The organism is Crocosphaera sp. (genome assembly GCF_030064895.1).
GTDB lineage: Bacteria > Cyanobacteriota > Cyanobacteriia > Cyanobacteriales > Microcystaceae > Crocosphaera.
This window is the reverse complement of sequence record NZ_JASJEB010000005.1, coordinates 26,039-46,839: the sequence shown is the minus strand read 5'-3', so window position 1 is coordinate 46,839 and position 20,801 is coordinate 26,039. Positions and strand designations below refer to the sequence as shown.

The 20,801-nt window shown below is 36.6% G+C and carries 14 protein-coding genes; 10 read left to right on the top strand and 4 right to left on the bottom strand.

What is annotated here, in order from left to right:
- The first annotated feature begins 409 nt into the window (after window positions 1-409).
- Window positions 410-1,879 (top strand): CIA30 family protein, encoded by a 1,470-nt coding sequence (locus tag QNJ66_RS02160; RefSeq protein WP_300502605.1) that lies wholly within the window; start codon window positions 410-412, stop codon window positions 1,877-1,879.
- Window positions 1,880-2,004: 125 nt separating this feature from the next.
- On the top strand, window positions 2,005-2,679 hold the full coding sequence (gene bioD / locus QNJ66_RS02155) for a dethiobiotin synthase (RefSeq protein ID WP_300502603.1): 675 nt from the start codon (window positions 2,005-2,007) through the stop codon (window positions 2,677-2,679).
- Here bioD and QNJ66_RS02150 read toward each other — a convergent pair.
- Complete coding sequence (locus QNJ66_RS02150; RefSeq protein ID WP_300502601.1) at window positions 2,668-3,240, bottom strand: PadR family transcriptional regulator; 573 nt, start codon at window positions 3,238-3,240, stop codon at window positions 2,668-2,670. The genes bioD and QNJ66_RS02150 overlap by 12 nt on opposite strands.
- 161 nt (window positions 3,241-3,401) lie before the next feature.
- On the opposite strand from QNJ66_RS02150, the gene QNJ66_RS02145 reads away from it, so the two are divergent.
- Window positions 3,402-4,745 (top strand): efflux RND transporter periplasmic adaptor subunit, encoded by a 1,344-nt coding sequence (locus QNJ66_RS02145; protein ID WP_300502599.1) that lies wholly within the window; start codon window positions 3,402-3,404, stop codon window positions 4,743-4,745.
- Window positions 4,746-4,859: 114 nt separating this feature from the next.
- The gene (locus QNJ66_RS02140) at window positions 4,860-7,952 is read left to right on the top strand and encodes an efflux RND transporter permease subunit (protein ID WP_300502598.1); all 3,093 of its coding nucleotides are present in this window, start codon (window positions 4,860-4,862) and stop codon (window positions 7,950-7,952) included.
- A 257-nt stretch (window positions 7,953-8,209) separates the two neighbouring features.
- Here the strand turns inward: QNJ66_RS02140 and moaA are convergent, their stop codons facing one another.
- Together moaA and QNJ66_RS02130 are read right to left on the bottom strand one after the other, a co-directional pair.
- Window positions 8,210-9,199, bottom strand: coding sequence for a GTP 3',8-cyclase MoaA (moaA, locus tag QNJ66_RS02135; protein WP_300502596.1), 990 nt, complete (start codon window positions 9,197-9,199; stop codon window positions 8,210-8,212).
- A 215-nt stretch (window positions 9,200-9,414) separates the two neighbouring features.
- Window positions 9,415-11,187 (bottom strand): N-acetylmuramoyl-L-alanine amidase, encoded by a 1,773-nt coding sequence (locus QNJ66_RS02130; protein WP_300502594.1) that lies wholly within the window; start codon window positions 11,185-11,187, stop codon window positions 9,415-9,417.
- A gap of 156 nt (window positions 11,188-11,343) precedes the next feature.
- On the opposite strand from QNJ66_RS02130, the gene QNJ66_RS02125 reads away from it, so the two are divergent.
- Window positions 11,344-11,856 carry a DUF1993 family protein gene (locus QNJ66_RS02125; RefSeq protein WP_300502592.1) on the top strand — a complete coding sequence of 171 codons (513 nt, stop codon included), beginning with the start codon at window positions 11,344-11,346 and terminating at the stop codon, window positions 11,854-11,856.
- A 157-nt stretch (window positions 11,857-12,013) separates the two neighbouring features.
- Here QNJ66_RS02125 and QNJ66_RS02120 read toward each other — a convergent pair whose 3' ends face one another.
- Window positions 12,014-12,619, bottom strand: coding sequence for a chorismate lyase (locus QNJ66_RS02120; RefSeq protein WP_300502590.1), 606 nt, complete (start codon window positions 12,617-12,619; stop codon window positions 12,014-12,016).
- Window positions 12,620-12,718: 99 nt separating this feature from the next.
- On the opposite strand from QNJ66_RS02120, the gene truB reads away from it, so the two are divergent.
- The 5 genes from truB (at window position 12,719) to QNJ66_RS02095 (ending at window position 20,774) form a co-directional block, all read left to right on the top strand.
- The gene (gene truB, locus QNJ66_RS02115; RefSeq protein ID WP_300502684.1) at window positions 12,719-13,615 is read left to right on the top strand and encodes a tRNA pseudouridine(55) synthase TruB; all 897 of its coding nucleotides are present in this window, start codon (window positions 12,719-12,721) and stop codon (window positions 13,613-13,615) included.
- Window positions 13,616-13,852: 237 nt separating this feature from the next.
- Entirely contained in the window at window positions 13,853-16,186 is a 2,334-nt protein-coding gene (locus QNJ66_RS02110; protein WP_300502588.1) for a GAF domain-containing sensor histidine kinase, read from the top strand.
- 19 nt (window positions 16,187-16,205) lie between these two features.
- Window positions 16,206-16,613, top strand: coding sequence for a response regulator (locus tag QNJ66_RS02105; RefSeq protein ID WP_300502586.1), 408 nt, complete (start codon window positions 16,206-16,208; stop codon window positions 16,611-16,613).
- Window positions 16,614-16,811: 198 nt separating this feature from the next.
- Window positions 16,812-19,631: a S8 family serine peptidase gene (locus tag QNJ66_RS02100; RefSeq protein ID WP_300502584.1), complete on the top strand. Its 2,820-nt coding sequence runs from the start codon at window positions 16,812-16,814 to the stop codon at window positions 19,629-19,631.
- 405 nt (window positions 19,632-20,036) lie between these two features.
- On the top strand, window positions 20,037-20,774 hold the full coding sequence (locus QNJ66_RS02095) for a hypothetical protein (protein ID WP_300502582.1): 738 nt from the start codon (window positions 20,037-20,039) through the stop codon (window positions 20,772-20,774).
- Window positions 20,775-20,801 lie beyond the last annotated feature (27 nt).

Here is a 20,801-nt window from a genome sequence, read left to right as displayed (position 1 = left end):
GCTGTTGGGACTGGTGGGTTATTTCCACTACGCTGCACTAGCAACCTGATTGCTGTTGTTGTTATGATTAGTTAGTGATTAAAAAATCATTAACGATCTAAGCTTAAGAGCAGATTTTCACCAACCCTGCCCTGAAAGTGCAGGGATTGCCTAGACCAATCTAGGTGACGCAAGAAGTGAATACCACATTGAGACACAGCTTAGCACACACTTCCGAATACCTCCCTAGTTCGGACTATCTGTAAACCCAATTGGTTGGGTGCTGTTAGACAGGACATCTTAGTTGTGTTGTGGGAAGGGACTTTAAACGAGTTTGCGAGTCTCGGCCTTATCGGTGTTTCAAAACTCGCTCCCGTTAGGGGATTGTAAAGCCGTCCTAAAAGGACGGGGTTTCAGACCCAATTTTTCGATGAGTGAGCAAGAACGTAAATCATGGGACTTAGGGCGTTTTCTAAACACCTTAAACTATTTTGAATTGATTCCGTTTGTTAGTGATCTGCAAAAACTATTTCAGCCAAGCGATCGCCCTTCAGTTAACCTAAATAATGAAACTATGAGTATGATCTTAGTTACCGGAGCCACAGGAGGTGTCGGTAAGCGTGTGGTTCGTCTTTTATTAGAACAAAATTATTATGTTCGTGCCTTAGTACGGGATATGGAAGCAGCTAAACCCCTTTTTGATGAGAAAGTGGAACTTGTTCAGGGAGACGTTACCCGTCCCGAAACCTTGACCCCCAGACTATTAGAAAATGTTTCGGCCGTTATTTCTTGTGTAGGAACCCGTGTACAACCGGTAGAAGGAGACACCCCTAACCGTGATAAATATTACCAGGGAATTAAGTTTTATATGCCACAAGTTGTGGATACTCCTGAAACAGTGGAATATTTAGGCATGAAAAACTTAACGGAGGTAGTAAAAAAATATCTGAGATCCGATACCAAATTATTATTTGATTTTAGTCATCCCACAGAAGCAATAAAAGAGACTTGGGGTGCAGTAGATGATGTGGTGATGGGAGGGGTTAGTGAAAGTAATATGCGTTTAGAACAAAATAAAGCGGTGTTTTCAGGAAACGTTTCCATCGCTAATAATGGGGGTTTTGCTTCGGTTAGAACGAAAAATTTAACTCCTCCGGTGGATCTGTCTGAATATGAAGGCATAGAATTAAGAGTAGAAGGAGACGGTAAACGCTATAAATTTATCATTCGTTGCGAAGGGAAATGGGATGGTGTTGGTTATAGTTACTCTTTTGATACCTTTTCTAACATCCCGACAACGGTACGTATTCCTTTTTCTGAGTTGATACCGGTCTTTCGTGCCAAAACCGTACCAGAAATGGGAAAGTTTGACCCCAGTTGTATCTATTCTATGCAGTTAATGCAAACAAAGTTCGAGTACGATGGGGGTTTAAACCCGAAATTTTCTCCTGGTTTATTTCGCTTAGATGTTAGTAATATTAAAGCTTACGGACGCAAAGTTAACACCCCACAATTTATTTTAATTAGTTCTGCCGGTGTTACTCGTCCCGGTCGATCTGATATAAATTTAGAAGAACAACCCCCGGCTGTAAAAATGAACGATCAACTGGGTGGTATTCTCACCTGGAAGTTGAAAGGAGAAGACGTATTACGTCAGAGTGGGTTAAATTATACGATTATTCGTCCTTGCGCTTTAACCGAGAAACCTGGGGATAAAGCCTTATTTTTTGAGCAAGGAGATAACTTAAAAGGCCAAGTTAGTCGAGATGCGATCGCCGATCTTTGTTTACAACTGCTACATTGGCCAACAGCTTCTCAAAAAACCTTTGAAGTCTGCGAAGAAGACAAACCAAATCAGGGACAAATAAAAGAAGCGATCGCAGCTTTAAACCTAGATTAAATTTTTAGGGGGGGACTGGGGGACTGGGGGACTGGGAGACGGGGAGACGGGGAGACGGGGAGTAACTTCCTCCGATCAACTATTATTAATTATTAATTGTTAATTGTTAATTATTAATTGGGAACATGACCACCTTATTTATCGTTGGGACTGATACCGAAATAGGTAAAACTGTTGTTACCTCCGCAATAGCTGCTTATTGGCAAACCCATCACCCCATAGAGTCGTTAGGGTTGATTAAATTAATACAAACTGGGATCGGCGATCGCGAACACTATCAAAAATTATTCCCCGATCTAGAGATAGTCAACCCCCTACGTTATGATACCCCTGTCGCCCCTCCTGTGGCTGCACAAAGGGAAAACCGTCCTATTCCTTTGGATCTGGTACAGCAGGGGTTAAATGATTTACAGCAGCGTAAAAAGCTCGTTTTAGCGGAGGGACTGGGTGGGTTAGGGTCCCCCGTGACTTGGGAGTTAACTGTGGCTGATATTGCAGGAAACTGGGGTTTAGAGACGGTTTTGGTGGTTCCTGTTAAGTTAGGGGCGATCGCTCAAACGGTTGCTAATGTTGCTTTGGCCCGTCAACATAATGTTAATTTAAAGGGGATTATTTTAAGTTGTTTTCAACCTATATCTGAGCAAGAAATTGTTGATTTTACTCCTATTTCTTTGATTGAGTCTCTGACCAAAATTCCTATTTTGGGAATGATTCCTTATTTAGAAAATATTGAAGATATTTCTACATTAGCTCATGTTGCTACTAATTTACAGTTCACATCAGAATTATCAAGAATCTAGTTTTAAACTACTGAAATATTCTAAAGCTTCGTCACACCATTCAATCCATTCATTTTCATAAATAATTCCTCTTTTCAGGGTTAAATAAAGACAATAATCCGATGGAGTTAAACTATCAATATTCTTTAAATAATCTTTTTCTTTTTGTTGATAACGGGTTAAAGTTTCTTGATGAATTTGACGACGATGTTTTAGTTCTTGCAGAATAATTTCTGGATTTACTAAAGATCCGGCTCTAATTTTAACTAATAAATCTTCTCGAATAACTGTGGGTTCAGATGGGAAACTTATCCACTTTTCTAATTCTATTTTTCCTTGTTCTGTAATTGAATAAAGTTTTTTATTAGGACGACCTTGTTGAAAAATCATTTCTGAATTAACTAATCCTTTTTGTTCCATTTTTCCTAATTCTCGATAAATTTGTTGTTGACTCGCTTTCCAAAAACAATTCAATGTCTCTTCAAAATTTTTCCAAATTTCATACCCTGTATGGGGTTCGGTCGCTATAGTAACTAAAATCGTGTGAGTTAATGCCATTGCTTTTTCTTCGGTTTTTATCATCAATTTAACTCAATTATTGGTTTTTTTCACCCAATAACAAGATTTGCAAAAAAGTCTCCTTGACATATACAACTTGTTGAATATACATTAAAAGTGTATTCAACAAGTTGTATATATAGTTAGTTACTATAATACAAAACCTGATATATAGGTTTAAGATCATGAGTAAAGCATGGCATAAATCCGCTACTAAAGAGAATTCGTTTGTTATTACCGCAAAAAAGATGAATTTTAGGAATTTACTCCTTACGATCATCATGGGTGGAGGATTAATGTTAGCAGGGTTTATGGTGGGGAGTCAGTATCGTCCCCAAGAAACAACTCAATTTAAATCACCCTCGGCAACTTCTCCTACTGTTTTAAAGGTCAAAACCCTTAAAATTGCCCCAATTTCTCGCTATTCAATTGAAAGAACCTATACAGGAGAGACAGCAACCATAAGGGAAAGTTCCTTGGGGTTTGAAAGAGGGGGAAAAGTAGTTAACTTGTATATAGATGAAGGCGATATGGTTGCCGAGGGAGAAATTATTGCCACACTGGATACTTCTCAGCTAGAAACAGAGAAATTGCAGTTAGAGGCGCAAAAATCTCAACAATTAGCTATTTTAGCCGAATTAAACCGGGGTGCTAGACCAGAGGAAATTAATGCAGCAAGAGCTATTGTTCAGCAAATACAAGAAAGATTGAGTTTAGAAGTAGCAAAAAGAGAAAGAAGAGAATATCTTTATCAAGAGGGTGCAATTTCTCTCGAACAACTTGACGAAGTTTCTTTTAATAGTAATGCTTTAACTGCACAGTTGGCCGAAGCGCAGAGTCGTCTGGATGAGCTATTAGCAGGAACCAGAATAGAAAAGATTAATGCACAACAAGCGATTATTAAACAATTAGAAGCTAGTATTCAACGGATAAATTTAGATATAAACAAAAGTAACCTCAAGTCACCCTACTCTGGAACTATTGCGCAACAGTTGATTGATGAAGGGACAGTGGTTTCTACAGGACAGTCAATTGTTAAATTGGTGGAAAATAGTAAGCTAGAGGTAAGAATTGGTATTCCCGTTGAAAAAATATCCACAATTAGGCAAAAAAATAGATATTCTGTCTTAATTAATAATAAAAATTATATAGCTAATCTTTCCGCTATTTTACCCGAAGTAGATGCTGCTACCCGTACTCAAACTATCATTTTAACCCTAGAATCTAGTGCCGCGTTTCGAGTTCCTAAAGGTGCGATCGCTCGTTTAAATGTGAGTGAAACCATCTCTCAATCAGGGTTTTGGTTACCGACTACAGCATTAATAAAAGGCGATCGCGGTTTATGGTCTTGTTATGTGGTTGTTGAAGGAGAAAATAGCACACAAATCGTTGAAAAAAGAGATATAGAGGTTTTATACACCGAAAGTAACCGAGTTTTAGTCAGGGGAACCATTAACCCAGGCGATCGCATTATTGCGCAAGGAACTCAACGAATTGTACCAGGACAAACGGTGATTAGTGAAGAGTAAACAATGAACAATGAACAGTTAACAGTTATAGATTTTTTATCAATTACATTTCTGATCTTGATTTTTCATCAATTAAACTTCTGACTTCTGACTTCTGACTTCTGACTTCAAAAAATGGCTACTATCTTTTATCGAAATTTACGCTTATTAATCCTAACAATTCTCCTAATTCTTTTTGTTGGTTTATCTTCCTTTCAACTACTTCCGAGAATGGAAGATCCTGAACTGATATCACGGGTTGCAACCATCACCACTTTTTGGCCAGGAACTAATGCGGAAAGAGTGGAATCCCTAATAACCGAGAAACTAGAGGATAAATTGCAAGAAATTGAGGAAATTAAAACCTTAGACTCCGTTTCTCAAAGTGAACTTTCTTTCATTACTGTAGAATTACAGGATGAAGTTACCGAAGTGGAGCCAATTTGGTCCCAAATTAGAGATAAAATTAATGATGCTAAGGTTGATCTGCCTCTAGATGCAACTGAACCCGAATTTGAAGAAATAAAAATCAAAGCTTACGCCATGTTAATTGGTGTAACCTGGGAACAGGATAATGATCCTAACTATGCCATTTTACGCCGTCGTGCGAAGATGTTAGAAGACGAATTACGTTCAATTTCGGGAACAGAAGACGTAGAATTACGAGGAGAACCCGATGAAGAGATTTTAGTAGAAATTAACCCCATTGCACTATCTAGTTTAGGGTTAACCCCACAACAAGTTGCTCAAACCATTGAAGAAAGTGACGCTAAAGTAGCATCAGGACAACTGAGAAATGCTGAAAATGAGTTATTGCTAGAAGTTGATACAGAATTAGACAGTTTAGCAAGAATTAAACAAATACCTCTACAATCTTCCCTTTCTAGTCAAATTACCCGTGTGGGAGATATTGCTTTAGTCAGTAAAGGAATACAGCAACCTCCCTCAGATATTGCCATTATTAATGGACATCCAGCGATCGCCATTGCTTTATTAGTGCGATCCAATCAACGCATAGATCAATGGTCCCAACAAGTTTATCAAAGCTTAGATCGCTTTCGGGAAACCCTTCCCAGGGGATTAGAGGTTAATATAATCTTTGATCAAACCCCTTATGTAGAAAATCGCCTTACCAGTTTAATTTTCAATCTTTTACTCGGTGCAGCTTGTGTATTCGCCGTAACATTATTAATGATGGGCTGGAGATCAGCCTTAATTGTCGGGATCGCGTTACCATTATCAGGGTTGATGGTGTTTGCAGGGATGCAATGGTTAAATATTCCCCTACATCAAATGTCCATCACTGGATTAATTGTTGCGTTAGGGTTATTAATCGATAATGCGATTGTGGTGGTGGATGAAGTACAAAATCGTTTAAAAACGGGCTTAAATCCCACTAAAGCGATTAAAAAGACTGTAAATTATCTTTTTATTCCCTTACTTGCATCCACTTTAACCACCGTTTGCGCATTTTTACCAATTGCCTTATTACCAGGGCCATCAGGAGAATTTGTAGGAACTATTGGTATTAACGTTATTATTGCCTTAATTTTCTCACTTTTAATCTCTTTAAGCATTATTCCTGCTATTGCGGCTCATTTTAGCCCCAAAAATTTCCATTCCTCTTCTTTTTTACCCTTGCGATGGTTGAATCAAGGATTTTCTTGGGGATGGTTAACCCGAAAATATCGCTGGAGTTTACATCAACTGTTTAAATATCCCATTTTAGGCATTTTCTTAGCCCTTTTCTTACCAATAATCGGTTTTATGCAAGCAGGAACCCTACAAGAACAGTTTTTCCCTCCAGCAGATCGGGATCAATTTAATCTGGAGTTAGAATTTCCTGCATCTACTCCCCTCAGTCAAACCCGTGATCAAGTTTTAGAAGCGCGTCAGTTGATTTTAGAACACGAAGGGGTGAAAAATGTTCACTGGTTTGTTGGTCGAAGTGCGCCCAGATTTTACTATAATTTGGTTGAAGGACGGAAAAATGAGCCAAATTACGCTCAAGCTTTAGTAGAAACAGAATCTCCTGAAATTTCTCGTACCTTAATTCCTATTCTACAAACCCAACTCGATCAAATATACCCTAATGCTAGGGTATTAGTGCGTTCCCTGGAACAAGGGCCTCCAGTAGATGCACCAGTTGAAGTTCGTGTATATGGCTCAAATTTAGATATTTTAAGCGATTTAGGCGAAAAATTAAGGAAAGAATTTAGCCAAGTTAACCATATTACCCATACCCGTGATAGTCTCAGTGAGAATTTAGCCAAATTGGGGTTACAAATAGATGAAGAAAAAAGTCGTTTAACCCAATTTAGTAATGCTACTATTGCGACTCAGTTAAATTCCAATTTAGAAGGGGTTACAGGGGGAACTATCATCGAATCTTCCGAAGAATTACCCGTCAGAGTTCGGGTGGATGGTTTACAAAGGGGAGACTTAGATAACATTCGGTCCCTAGATTTAACTGCAAATGGACAGTCAATACCCTTAACCTCTGTGGGGAATGTCACCCTTTTACCGGAAATTAACCAAATTACCCGACGCAACGGAAAACGAGTTAATACTGTTCAAGGATTCATCGAAACAGGAGTATTGCCCTCTCAAGTTTTGTCAGACTTTGAAAAACGCCTAGAAAATGCTAATTTTGCTTTACCTAATGGTTATACCCTAGAAATTGGCGGAGAAGCAGCGGAAAGAAATAATGCAGTGGGGGGTTTATTATCCTTGGTTGGTGGGTTAACTATTATCATGGTTGCAACCTTGGTGTTATCTCTGGGATCGTTTCGTTTAGCCGGCGTTATTGGTGTGGTGGGAATTTGTTCGGTGGGGTTGGGATTATTTTCACTCTGGTTATTTGACTATCCTTTCGGTTTTATGGCTATTATTGGGTCAATTGGCCTGGTGGGAGTGGCAATTAATGATTCTATCGTTGTTTTAACCGCTATTAAAGACGATCCTGAAGCAAAATTAGGCAATCCTCGCGCCATTCGAGAAGTGGTTTTACATTCCACTCGTCATGTTTTAACTACAACTTTTACCACCACCATTGGCTTTGTTCCTTTATTATTAGGAGGAGGCGGATTTTGGCCACCCTTAGCTGTTGTTATTGCTGGAGGTATTTTTGGGGCAACTTTACTCGCACTTTATTTTGTTCCCTGTAGTTATTTATTGATTAAACAAAAAAAACATCGAGTTCAACGGCAGTTGAACCCGACAATATAAACATTGATAACCTGAGTTCGACATAAGGAAATTGATAGAGAATTGGCAAAATTGACAAGTCTCAAACCCTAATGATTTCGTTGCTAAAATTATAACTCCGAACTCCGAACTCCTAACACCGAACTCAGGTTGATAGTCTAAGTTGATGAAAATGATATCATTTGCATAGATTACAAACTCAAAGAAAAATACTTCCCACATTTCCCACCCCACCTTCACTAAATCTAGATTTTGATACACCCAATTGAAAACTGCTATTATCCCCCAATTTGGGACATGGTACGGTTATAAATTCCAGTATCATTTCCTGATTCTCTTTGTTTATAATTAATCTCTGGTTTCATAGATAATAAGTGAGCAACTTTTTCTTTTATTTCTGTTGTTTTGGTTCCCTTTCTTAATAAATTTTTGAGATCAATTTGTCCTGTTTCATTTAATAAACAAGGCCGTAATAAACCATCAGCAGATAGACGCATTCTATTACAACGATCGCAAAAACATTCTGACATTTGACTAATAAACCCTAAAGTACCTTTGGCCCCAGGAATTTTAAAGACATCTGCTGGTCCATTTCCTTTAATATTACTTTCAATTAAACCCCATTTTTGTCTTATTTTTTCTCTAATTTCTTCAGAAGGAACCCAAGTGCGATCGCTGAATAATTCAGCATTACCAATAGGCATAAATTCGATAAAACGAATGTGCCAATTTTTATCAATACTCAATTCTGCTAAAGCTTCAATTTCCGATTCATTGACCCCAGGAATAACCACAACATTTAATTTTAAAGGGTCAAAACCTACCTCATAAGCAGTTTGAATACCTGACCAAGTTTGCTGCCATATAGAGGCGTTTTTATGACCAATAATTTTCTTAAAAGTATCGGGATCTAAAGAATCTAAACTAATATTAATCCGCTTTAATCCTGCATCATATAAATCTTTAGCCAAGGATGACAATAAAAAGCCATTTGTTGTCAGAGATAAGTCTTCTGTTGCAGATAATGAAGCAATATCCTGCACTAAATCAACAATACCAGGTCGTAATAAAGGTTCACCCCCTGTTAAACGAAATTTAGAAAATCCTAGCGGTATAAATACTTCTTTTAATAAAGTAATAATTTCCTCATGAGTGAGTAATTCTTGACGTAAAATATAGTCTAATTCTGCACCTTCCGGCATACAATATTGACAGCGAAAGTTACAGCGATCGATAAGACTGATACGAAGATAATCAACTCTATTCATGATTTAGGGGTTAAGCAAGATGTAAACTTTATCTCTAGTATATCAAGTTTACTAGAGATTCAGTTATCAGTTACCAAACATTGAACATTGAAAATTGAACATCTTTCATTTTGGTTTCAAGCTTCTCCCGTTAGGGAGAAAGAAGTTTGGGAGAGGTTTCAATCCTACTTCCAAACGAATGATAAATGATAAATGAAATGACCAGTTAATAAATATCAATCTTGTTTTTCACTAAACCATTCTGTAATTCCATTAGCTAAAAGAACAGCTAAATTTTGCTGTTGTTGTGCATCTGTTATCCATTCAAACTCCGTAGGATTGATCATAAATCCTAATTCTAATAATACAGAAGGTGAGGTATGGGGACGGGTTAAAGCTAAGTTATTCCAAAAGACTCCATAGGAAGGACGTGGCCCTTTTTCTACTAAATAATCATGCAGAAATTTCGATAAATTTTCCGCTTGAGGATGATACCAAAACATTCCAATTCCTGCGGTATTAATAGCATCTCCATTATCAGGCAAAGCATTATAATGAACCGATAAAGCAATGGTCGGTTTAATCTCATCAATCATCTTCATACGGTCTCGTAAAGAAACAGCTTTATCACTTTCTCTTGTCATATAAACTGTTGCCCCTCGTTTTAATAATTCTTGTTTTAATAAGTTAGAAACTACTAAATTAACAGACTTTTCGGGATAACCATTAGGTCCTCTTGCGCCCAGTTCATTACCCCCATGGCCAGGATCTAAAAGGATTCTGACATTTTTCAAAGGCTGATTATTTTGACTCTCAATTTTGGGAGGATGACGTAACGTAAAAATCAAGTTTGTTCCTTCATAGTTTAGATCATATCCCCATTGTTGTTCCGAATGTAATTCAAAATAATATTCAATTTTGCCTGGACTAACTTGTTGCCAAGAAAAACTTTTAATTAAGGGTTCATATTCTAAAAAAATCGTATCAGTTTGAGCAGTAGTATTGTATAAAGTTAATGTAACCTTATTACCCATTTGATGAAGAGAAACAGGAACAGGTAAAGTTAAAGGAAAAATAGCTTTAGTTTCTTCCGTATTCTTTTCAAATTTTGCACTCTTAATAATTGCTTTTGCTGAGGATAAATTAGGGACAATTTTTGTCTCATTTGCCTTTATCCAAGCACCATAATCAAGTTGTAACCATTCACCTTCTTCACCAATAACTGATACAGTGGTTCCTTTAGGTAAAGGAGTTAAACGAGAATAATTGGTACTTGGTCCCGTTCTAGCAACACCAGCATCGGCTATAACTTCAACAATTCTTAATTGATTAGGATTGAGAATATTAACTTTACCTTGTCCTTGTTGAGCAATAGTTTTATTATTTATTTTTAATTGAAAATTAGGCGTTCCTAAGTTACCAATTCTATCAAATTTTGTACAACCTTGATATTTAGTAACCGAGTTAATAATAGGTTCGTTAGAATCAGTAAGAATAGAATTATTAGGAGGAAGTTCAACTAATTTATTTTGTGGTAATAAAGGAATAGTTTGATTAGCAATAGTAACAGAAACGTCAGCATTAGGAGAAGCGATCGCACCAAAACATACAGGAGTATTTTGCAATACAGAAATTGCTCGATTCGGAGTCAAAGAATTACTAGCAAAACCGCCCCCTTGAGGAATATTTGGGATTGTAGAATTACGGGTGACTGTCAGATTAATAGTTTCATTATTGTGGCGTAAAACAAAGCGATTAGCACCTAATTTTAAAGGGAAAGATGGAGCAAAATGTCCCTGTTTACTGCGCTCTATTTTTTGTCCATTAACCGTAACCTCTCCTTGAGGTGAAGCACTACCAATCAAGAATATTTTATCAGAAGTGGTTTTATGATTTTTAGGAGGATAAGCCAAATATAAAGGTTGTTGTGCATTTGCCACCGAAGCAAACATAATACTACTTTGAAAACTAAGCAAGCTGATAACGGTTAAACCTAACAATTTTGACATAATTTCCTTGATAACTAAATTAATCAACTTATTTTAGCGAATTTGCTAAATTTGGGTAGCAGAAAATGTAGACTAGGAATGATTGAGCTAGACATTTCCGTAGGGGTCAACGGCCGTTGACCCCTACAATATTAGTTAACAGTTGAGAGCAACATCATGACAGTTTCCATGTATCAAGCTGGTGTTCAACCGATGATTCGTAGTTTAAATAACTTAATAGGGATTTTAGAAAAAGGTGCAGCCCATGCTGAAGCGAAAAAAATTGACCCTGAAGTGTTGATCAGCTTTCGTCTTTACCCCGATATGTTTCCCCTATCCAGACAAATACAAATTGCTTCAGATATATCCGGACGGGGAACTGCTAAACTAGCTGGTGTTGAGGCCCCAGTTATGGAGGATAATGAAACCAGTTTTCCTGAACTAATTGATCGCCTTAAACAAACCGTTACCTATTTAGAAACTTTTTCTCCAGAACAAATTGATGGCACAGAAGAGAAAACAATTGAACTAGACATGAGAGGAAACACCCTCACCTTTGATGGACAAACATTCCTTTTGTCTTTTGTCCTTCCTAATGTTTACTTTCACGTTACCACTGCTTATAATATTCTCCGTCATTGTGGCGTTGAAATAGGCAAAGGTGATTATTTGGGCGCACATAATCATTAAGCTGTAGGGAGTGTAGGGAGTGTGGGAAGTGTGGGGAGTGTGGGGAGTGTGGGGAGTGTGGGAAGTGTGGGGAGTGTGGGAAGTATTAGAACTCCGAACTCCTAACTCCGAACTCCGAACTCCTAACTCCGAACTCCGAACTCCTAACTCCGAACTCCTAACTCATCGGTCCTAAATACTTGCGTAAATAAGGGGAAAATACCTCGTAAATTAGAGTTAAAGGTTTGCGATCGTGCCAAAATAGGTAATGTCTTCCCCAAAAAGGTCCCTTTTCTTGAAATGCTTGTTCTAATACTGGAGAATGACCATAATAAACCCCTTGGATATCACGATATAACTCTGTATGTAACCGTGATAAACTGTCCCAAATGGGTAAAGAACGATTTTGTAAATACTCATCCACATGATTAGCATCCCACCAAGAAGTCGCATAAGCTAATCTTTGTCCCGATGCTGTCCGTAACCAAACCTGTCGTCTTAAACGAGGTTCTGGTACAATCTCAACTTGGGGTGGGGCCCCGTCGTCTTCGCTACCAATGGGAGACATATCAATGAGATCAACCTCTGTTTTTTCCGTGGTCAACAGTTGTAAATGACGGGTAGGGGAACCATCTCCCAACAGTAAAATTTGCCACGCAGGGGATAAGGTATCATGGGGAAGTCCACGCTTAACTACGTCTTGATCTCCTTCCCAAACAATGTCTAAGGCGTGCCACTGATGGGCTAAAGTGCTTTTATGATAAGGTTTCAAGTTAGCTGTCAAGGTTCTTAATAAAACTTTACTATTCTTTAATTTTTATGATAGCAAAACCTTGGTCAGTTATCAGTGAACAGTTACCAGTTACCAGTTACCAGTTATCCTATGTTTGGATTTATCCCTTTAAATAAACCTTTCGGGTTTACGTCTCATGATTGTGTTGCTAAAGTTAGACGACTGTTAAACATCAAAAAAGTAGGCCATGGAGGGACTCTAGATCCCGCAGCAACAGGAGTCTTACCGATCGCAGTGGGTAAAGCAACTCGTCTCTTACCTTTTTTACCAGAAAATAAGGCTTATAAAGCTACTATTCGCTTCGGTATGCAAACCACAACTGATGATCTTCAAGGAGAGGTTATTAAAAGTCAATCTACCTCTAATTTAACTATAGAAGACATTAAACCCTTATTAAACGATTTTTTAGGCGAAATTGAACAAATACCCCCTATTTATAGCGCGATTCAAAGAGATGGGAAACGATTATATGAGTTAGCAAGAAAAGGGGAAACAGTGGAAGTTCCTGTGAGAAAAGTTAGAGTTGACAAAATTGAGGTTTTAGATTTTTACATAGAGGAATTTGCGGAATTAGTAGTTAATATTGAATGTGGGCCAGGGACTTATATTCGAGCGATCGCTAGAGATATGGGGGAAAAATTGGGAGTTGGAGGAACCTTAGCAGCATTAACCAGGACTAAAAGTTGTGGCATGATGCTATCAGAAACTCTCACATTAGAAGAGTTAGAAAAAAAAATTGAACAAGAAAAATTTTCTTTAAATAAACCAGAATTACTACTAAAACATTTGCCCAGTATTACTCTTTCTCTAGAAGAAGGTAAACGTTGGTGTCAAGGACAAAAAATTGCCATTGATACTATTAATAATGTTAGCAATAGTCACATTATTCAGGTTAATAACGAAGTGGGAGAATTTTTAGGAATGAGTCAAATTATTTCTAAAGATACTCATCAAATTCTTAAACCAAAAGTTGTTATTAATGAATAGGGTAGTAGCGATCTCTGAATTACTTAGAGGCATTCATCTTTAAACAAATGTTACATATAAGTTCTACTTGTGAAAATATGAACATATACTGGGATATGGACTACATCATGTGATTTTCGGAACAGCTAAATGACTGGAAGCAAATTAATTGGCTCAAAGTGAATAAACTAAACTGATCAGAAATCGTCAACTTCGGGTATTTCGTACCAGAAAACTTGGTCAAAGGAGACTCCGCTAATGAACAATACTATTAACAATCAATCTTTACTAACAAAGTTAAGTCAGCTATCGGATGATTTAGCATCTCTATCTCCTCATAAATTTCTCTTAAAATTACCTGATAAGATTTGTGAAATCTTAAATGTGGATAGTTGTATTTTATGGGTATTAAATAACAAAGAACAAAAATTGTCAATTGGTTATGCTTCCCACGGAGTAGATGATGAATATAGAAAAATTGAACTCGACTTAAATCATCCTACAATTAAGCGCAAATTTGACTTCAATAATTACACAAAAAAAAATAAAGTATTTTATATTAAAAATATTAGAAAAATAAATTTTAGATTAGTGTCACAGGAAGAAATTGAAAGAAGAAAATGGAATTCTATCGCGACAATTGTTTTAAGAAGTGAAGATAGATTTGTTGGGTTACTTGATATATTAATTAAAGAAAACAAGTCCCCATTTACTTTGAGCAAGGCAAAAAGAGAAATATTAAAAATATTGGGTACTTGTACTTTATCTGCTATTTATAAATTGGAATCTGAAGATAGACAAAAATTACAAAAATTAATCAATATCATGCTAGAAATGATCAAAAAATCTGAAGCTAACGAAGTATGGAATTATGTGGAAAAAGGAGCTATACAATTAGTCAGTTTAACAGAAGTATGGGTAAGCAAACTAAAGCATACAACAGGTCAGCTAGAAACAGCTAATAGAAATAAAAAAACCGACTATAGAAGTTCATCAAAAAAAATACGAAAAAAGAAGATTGAAACTGATAGAATAGGAATCACAGGTAAAGCGATTAAAGACGAAAAACCTATATTGGTTAACGATCTGAAAAATTCTCGTTTATATGATATCTATATTGAACATAACCCAGATACTTGTTCAGAGTTAGATATTCCTATTGTAGTTAATGATCTTCCTGTTAGAATTGGTCAAAAAATTGAATCCGGATCAAAATGTTTTGGTTTGATTAATCTAGAAAGTAATAAAACAAATTATTTTTCCGAAAATGATAGGGAACGTCTTTGGTTATTAGCCCGTTTTGCTGCTATTCGTTTAGAAATAATTGAATCTGAACAAAAATTTCGGAAACTACGAAAAATTGAAAAAAAAATTTTAAAAGCAGAAAAATACGAGGAAATTATTAAGATTATAATTACTACTATTACTGATATTTTAAAATTTACATGGATTAATATTTCTCTCATTAATTCTGAACAAACGACTATAAAAAGTGAATATGTCGCTGGACATTTTATATCAAAAAAAGCTCAGGAAGAATTTAAGCAAGAAGTTTCTCATTTGTTACAAGATAATGATATTCAATCAGATATTGTTCAAAAGAGAAAAATAGAAGTGATTGATAAATTTGATGATCGATTTGATGATAAAATTTACCATAAATATAAACATTATGATCTAATTAGAGCGTTTATTCCTATGATTGAACCTTCGACAAATCTAGTAATAGGAACTATTGAAGTTGGTTATGAAAAAATATATAGACAATATATTTATGAAGAGGACATCCAAATTATCAAGAGCTTGATAGATTATTCTGTGAATTTTTTAGAAAGACTAAAAGCAGGGATGATTGATAAAAGTATGCACGAATTCAAATCTCCCATTTTTGGTATAAAAAGTAATGCTGATTTTTTGTTACGTCATAAAGTTAATGATCAAATTGAGGAGATTGACAAACAAGATAAAAATTATATTATTGTTAAATTAAATGATATATTGGCTGATGCGGAAAGTTTAGCCAATCAGGTCGGAGAAATAGAATATCTACTAGGAACATCCAATGCTCGCGAATTACGCTTTGCCAGAACGAATGTTGTTAGAGATATCATTGTTAAAACTATTAATCAATTAAGTCCTACATTTAGAAATTTTAAACTTTCTCCTAAAAATATAAGATACAATCCTAAAATCGTTGATATGATTAAAATTTCTACAGATAGAACAAAGCTAAATCAAGTAGTTTCTAATCTTTTTGTGAATGCAATTAAATACTCTAAAGAATTGTCTACTTCTCTAAAAAAGGATCCGAATAAATTTAGAGTTTTCTTAGAAGTTGAAGAAAAAAAAGAACTCTTCATTATTAAATTCCAAGATTGGGGCATTGGAATAAATGAAGAAGATTGTGATAGAATATTTCAACAGGGATTTCGTAGTCGGCAAGCACAAGAAATGGACGTATTAGGTTCGGGACTTGGCTTGTCAATTTCAAAAAATATTATGAAACAATTAGGAGGTGATTTAATATTAAAGTATAATCGAGATCCGACAGAGTTTCATCTTCTCTTACCTAAACACCCACCTAAACAGTAATCAATCAAGGAGATATAAAATGATTCTAATTGTAGATGACGAACCAGTAAGAATGGAGGTATATGTTAATGAACTAAAGTTATCTAACTATGAAGTTGAATTAGCTGAAAATATTGATGATGCTTTAGAATACTTTGATAAGCGTCAAGAAGAAATAAAATTACTGATTCTTGATATTATGATGCGAGGTGGGAAATTATCAAAAGAAAAAGGTATTGAGAGAGGATTAAGAACAGGGATTATTTTTTATAAGAAAATAATAGAAGAAAATAAGAGTTTACCTATTATTATTTTAAGTAACCTTTCTAAAATCGATGATCAAGAGATAGAACAAGAAATTCAAAATAATCCTAAAAGGAAGTTTCTCCACAAAATCGAAATTTTACCTGGTCAACTTCTTGCAGAAGTAAAAGAAATGTTAAGTTAGGCTTAGATTTAGATAAAATTAAAGATAGAATGTCGTTGGGTATATAGTATATTCTGGGGGATATCCCAATAAAAATAACTTAACCGTTTAAACGTGACTTAAATACCTGTCTGTCGTGGCTTTGAGTGATGAGCGTACGAAAATGGGATGTTTCCTCATTCTAGATTCTCTGTAGATTGTTTGCCAATTAATATGATTATGATCAAAAAAACTTTGGCTTCGCCTCCTAAAGAAATTGAGATAATAGCTGATGAACAGCGTGAAATATTGGAAAGAATTTATCAAAAAGTTATTGAGCAACCAGGGGATCTAAATCAACAAGATCAAATTGCAATGGGAAAATGTCTAGACGAATCAGTGAAAACACTGGATAAAGTTCGTGGCGAAAAGAATATTAAATTAGATGATTTTAATAGTTTGAGCCGAACAGTTAGATTTTATATTGAAACAATTCAAAGAATAGTGACATTGTTTGCTCCCTCAGATGAGTCTGATTTCGAAAAGGCTTTGATGTGGATGAATGAACTGGGGGGAGAATACGAATTAAAAGTTTTAGAAAAAATTACAGAGAAGCCACCTTACAAGTCAGATTTACTTAATGTTGCGATAGAAAAAATTTCAGCCAGATTATATAAAAGGTGTCGAATTTACTGTTCTGAAGACCAAGTTAGGACTATAATTCCTGAAATAGGGATTATCCGTTCCTATAAGCATTTTGTTATAGTTTCAGTTAACCTTAGTATGATAGCCAAGATAAAAGAACTTTATCCAGGTTATATCATAGAAATCCTATCCTCAATGGAAATCCGTTCCGACTTTGAATCTAGTACAAATCTTAAACTCAAGCTCAAGAAAGGAACTATGCGAGATCAAGTTATTTACTTCAATATGCCTATTCTTGATGACTGGAAAGTTCAGATCGAGAATCTAGGTACTACTATTTTACGTCCCATTGGTCGTAGAGAAATTGTTGTCTCTGTTCCTAATCAGGACATCATTCAACAAATCAAGGACAATGTGGAAGGGGTTGAAAACATCAAACCTTACATTCCCAGAATTCGAGTTAATCCTCAAAACTTACAAAATATCGATCAAACGCCTGTTAATGCCACAGAAGAAGAACTCAAAAAAGCAATCGCCCAAGCTAGAATCAAAGCAGCGAGTTCCCAATCAAACACTCGCCGTAAGAAAAATACTGTACCAGGAATTTTAATTGCTGATTTTTTTACGGAAGATGACCGCAATCAAGGGGCGAACGAATTAGAAAATAAAGGAATTCGTATTGCCAACCGTCCAGGCAAAACAACCCTAGTGATTGATGTTAGCAAAGATGCCAATGCCTTAGAATCCTTTGAAAATATTGCTCAATTAACAGGATTACAATCCTTAGAAGAAGAAACTATTCCTCGACTATTTAATGAACAAGCACGCTATATTATCGCTGAAAAAGTTATTACGTCCAATCCCGATCCCCAAACCACTGATTTAGACTTAACGGGACAAGGAGAAAAAATTGCGATCGCAGATACAGGACTAGATACAGGAGATATAGAGACAATACACCCGGACTTTAAAGATAGGGTTGAGTTTCTGGGAAGTTATCCCATTGTTCCTACCACCCTGCTGCGTGAAGAATATATATCAAATTTTGGTCATCAAGATCCCCCCATTGACCAACATTCAGGACATGGGACCCATGTATCTGGTAGTGCATTAGGAGATGGAACATTTGCAGAAGAACTAGGAATTTCTGTTAAACCAACAGGAATGGCAACAAAGGCAAAGTTAATTTTTCAAGCCCTTGAACAAATGCCTCAGTGGAATCTTCAAGGAATTTTATGGTATATTAATACTTATGGGGAAATGCCACCTAAATCAGGTCTATATGGCATTCCACTGAATTTAAAAGACCTCTTTCAGGAAGCCTATGATCAAGGGGCGCGAATTCACTCCAATTCGTGGGGTCGTAGCAATTTTGGGGAATACGATCGACGTGCTTTTCAATTAGATCAATTTGTTTGGCAGCATAAAGATTTTCTAGTGGTGGTTGCTGCAGGTAATGATGGAGAACAGAATTCTTCAACAATGGGAATTGATCCTGGAAGTGTTAATTCCCCTGGCACTGCTAAAAACTGTTTAACCGTTGGTGCCTCAGAAAATCAACGCCATGCTCAATTTTCTGATACCTATGGTCAATGGTGGCCAGATCAGTTTCCCTATGACCCTATTAAATCAGACAAAATGGCCGACTGTATTGATGATATTGCTGCTTTTAGCAGTCGAGGTCCCTGTGAAGATGGTCGTTATAAACCTGATGTGATTGCCCCTGGAACCTTTATTTTATCAACCCGTTCTTCCCAAATTGCTAGTAATCATTTTGCTTGGGGTGCATTTACCCCAGCAAAACGCCATTATATGTACATGGGGGGGACATCAATGGCAACTCCCTTGGTGGCAGGGTCTGCAGCTTTAGTGCGACAATATTTGCGAGAACAACAGAAAATCAGCAATCCTAGTTCTGCGTTGGTCAAAGGGATTCTAATTCACTCTGCTCAACTGATTAATTATCGCTATAAACATCCTTCCTCTGACCAATGGCCTAATAATGAACAAGGATGGGGTAGGATTAATCTTTCTCTAGTTCTTAATCCTCCCTCTTCTACAAAAGTAAAGTTTATTGATGAGTGGGAAGGATTAAGAACAGACGAATCTCGTCGGTATCAATTAATGATTAAAAGTTCAGTGGTACCGCTTAAAGTGACTTTAGTCTACACTGATTATCCCGGAGAAGGACTGGTCAATAATCTGAATTTAAGATTAACTAGTCCTACAGGCAGATTATATCTGGGTAATGATTTTGAGCAACAAGGAAAACCTGATGAGATTAACAATGTTGAAGGTGTTGTAGTAAAGTCTCCAGAAATCGGAGAATGGACAATCACTGTAATTGGATCTGATATTCCTGAGGGGCCTCAAGATTATGCCCTTGTTATTTCTAGTGAAATAGAAGTCAATTGAGGTGATTTCCAAAATTGTGGTTAGTTTCTCAAACTTTATCTCTATTTTTTCAAATTTGTTTTCAATACCTTTCAGGACTTCTACCAAGTCATACCTGTAGCACTACAAAAAATAGTTAGGACATATAGACTTTGGTGAAAGGGAACGGGGAATGGGGAACAGGGAACAAAAAAACCTACTAACCAAAATGCTTAGTGCTATAACTGTAACGGATTCATTCATGAGTTAAACTCCTATTTTCTTACTTCTGACTTCGTTAAAGATTTCCCCTTTTTTCCACTTAAGAAAGGAACTTTATTTTTAATTATGGGACTGACATCCTATAAAACTTTGTTCTATGATGAAATTAAGTTGAATTAAAACTTCTGATTTCTGACTTCTGACTTCAAAACGTGAGGGTATATTATGTTGAACTTAAACTATGGTAAATCAGGAATAGCTAGTGCGATCGCCTTATTAATGGGAATTACAGCAATTTCGCCATTTTCTAACTTAAAACCGGCAAGCGCGCAATTATTACCAAGTCCCCCTCAAAACAACTCTCCTGTCAACACCAGCGTTACCATTCCTGCTGGAACCCGCATTCCCATGCAGTTTGAAAACGGGGAAAGAATTTTGGTCAGTCCAGAAGAAACCTTACCTATCACCCTGAGAACCGCAGCAACCATCCGTGACAATAACCGCAACGTATTAGTTCCGGCTGGTAGCGAAGTTAACGGAGAAATTAGACCGGTTCGTGGCGGATCTCAATTTATTGCCCGTGAAATCATTATTAATGGTCAACGATATCCCTTTAATGCTACATCTAGAGTGGTGACTCGAACTGAAACCATCCGAGAAGGGGCGAGTGTGGTAGAAATTTTAGGGGGTACGGTAGCCGGGGCCGGGGCCGCCGCTATTATTGCAGGAGTGACAGGCGATCGTCGCATTGATGCGTTAGAAGTATTAGCCGGGGCCGCGGTAGGAACTTTGGCTGGATGGGGTTTACCAGAAGCTGGAATTATTGGCGGTGGAGAAGCAACTGTTATTGCGATTGAACCGGCGCAAGATTTTGTTCTTACTTTACAGTCTAATTTGTCTCTAGATTCCAACAGACAGAACACCAACTATCAAAATAGTGGCTATCGTTTAGGTTTCTTTTAAAAGTCAATAGCAAAAAAGAAGAAAAAG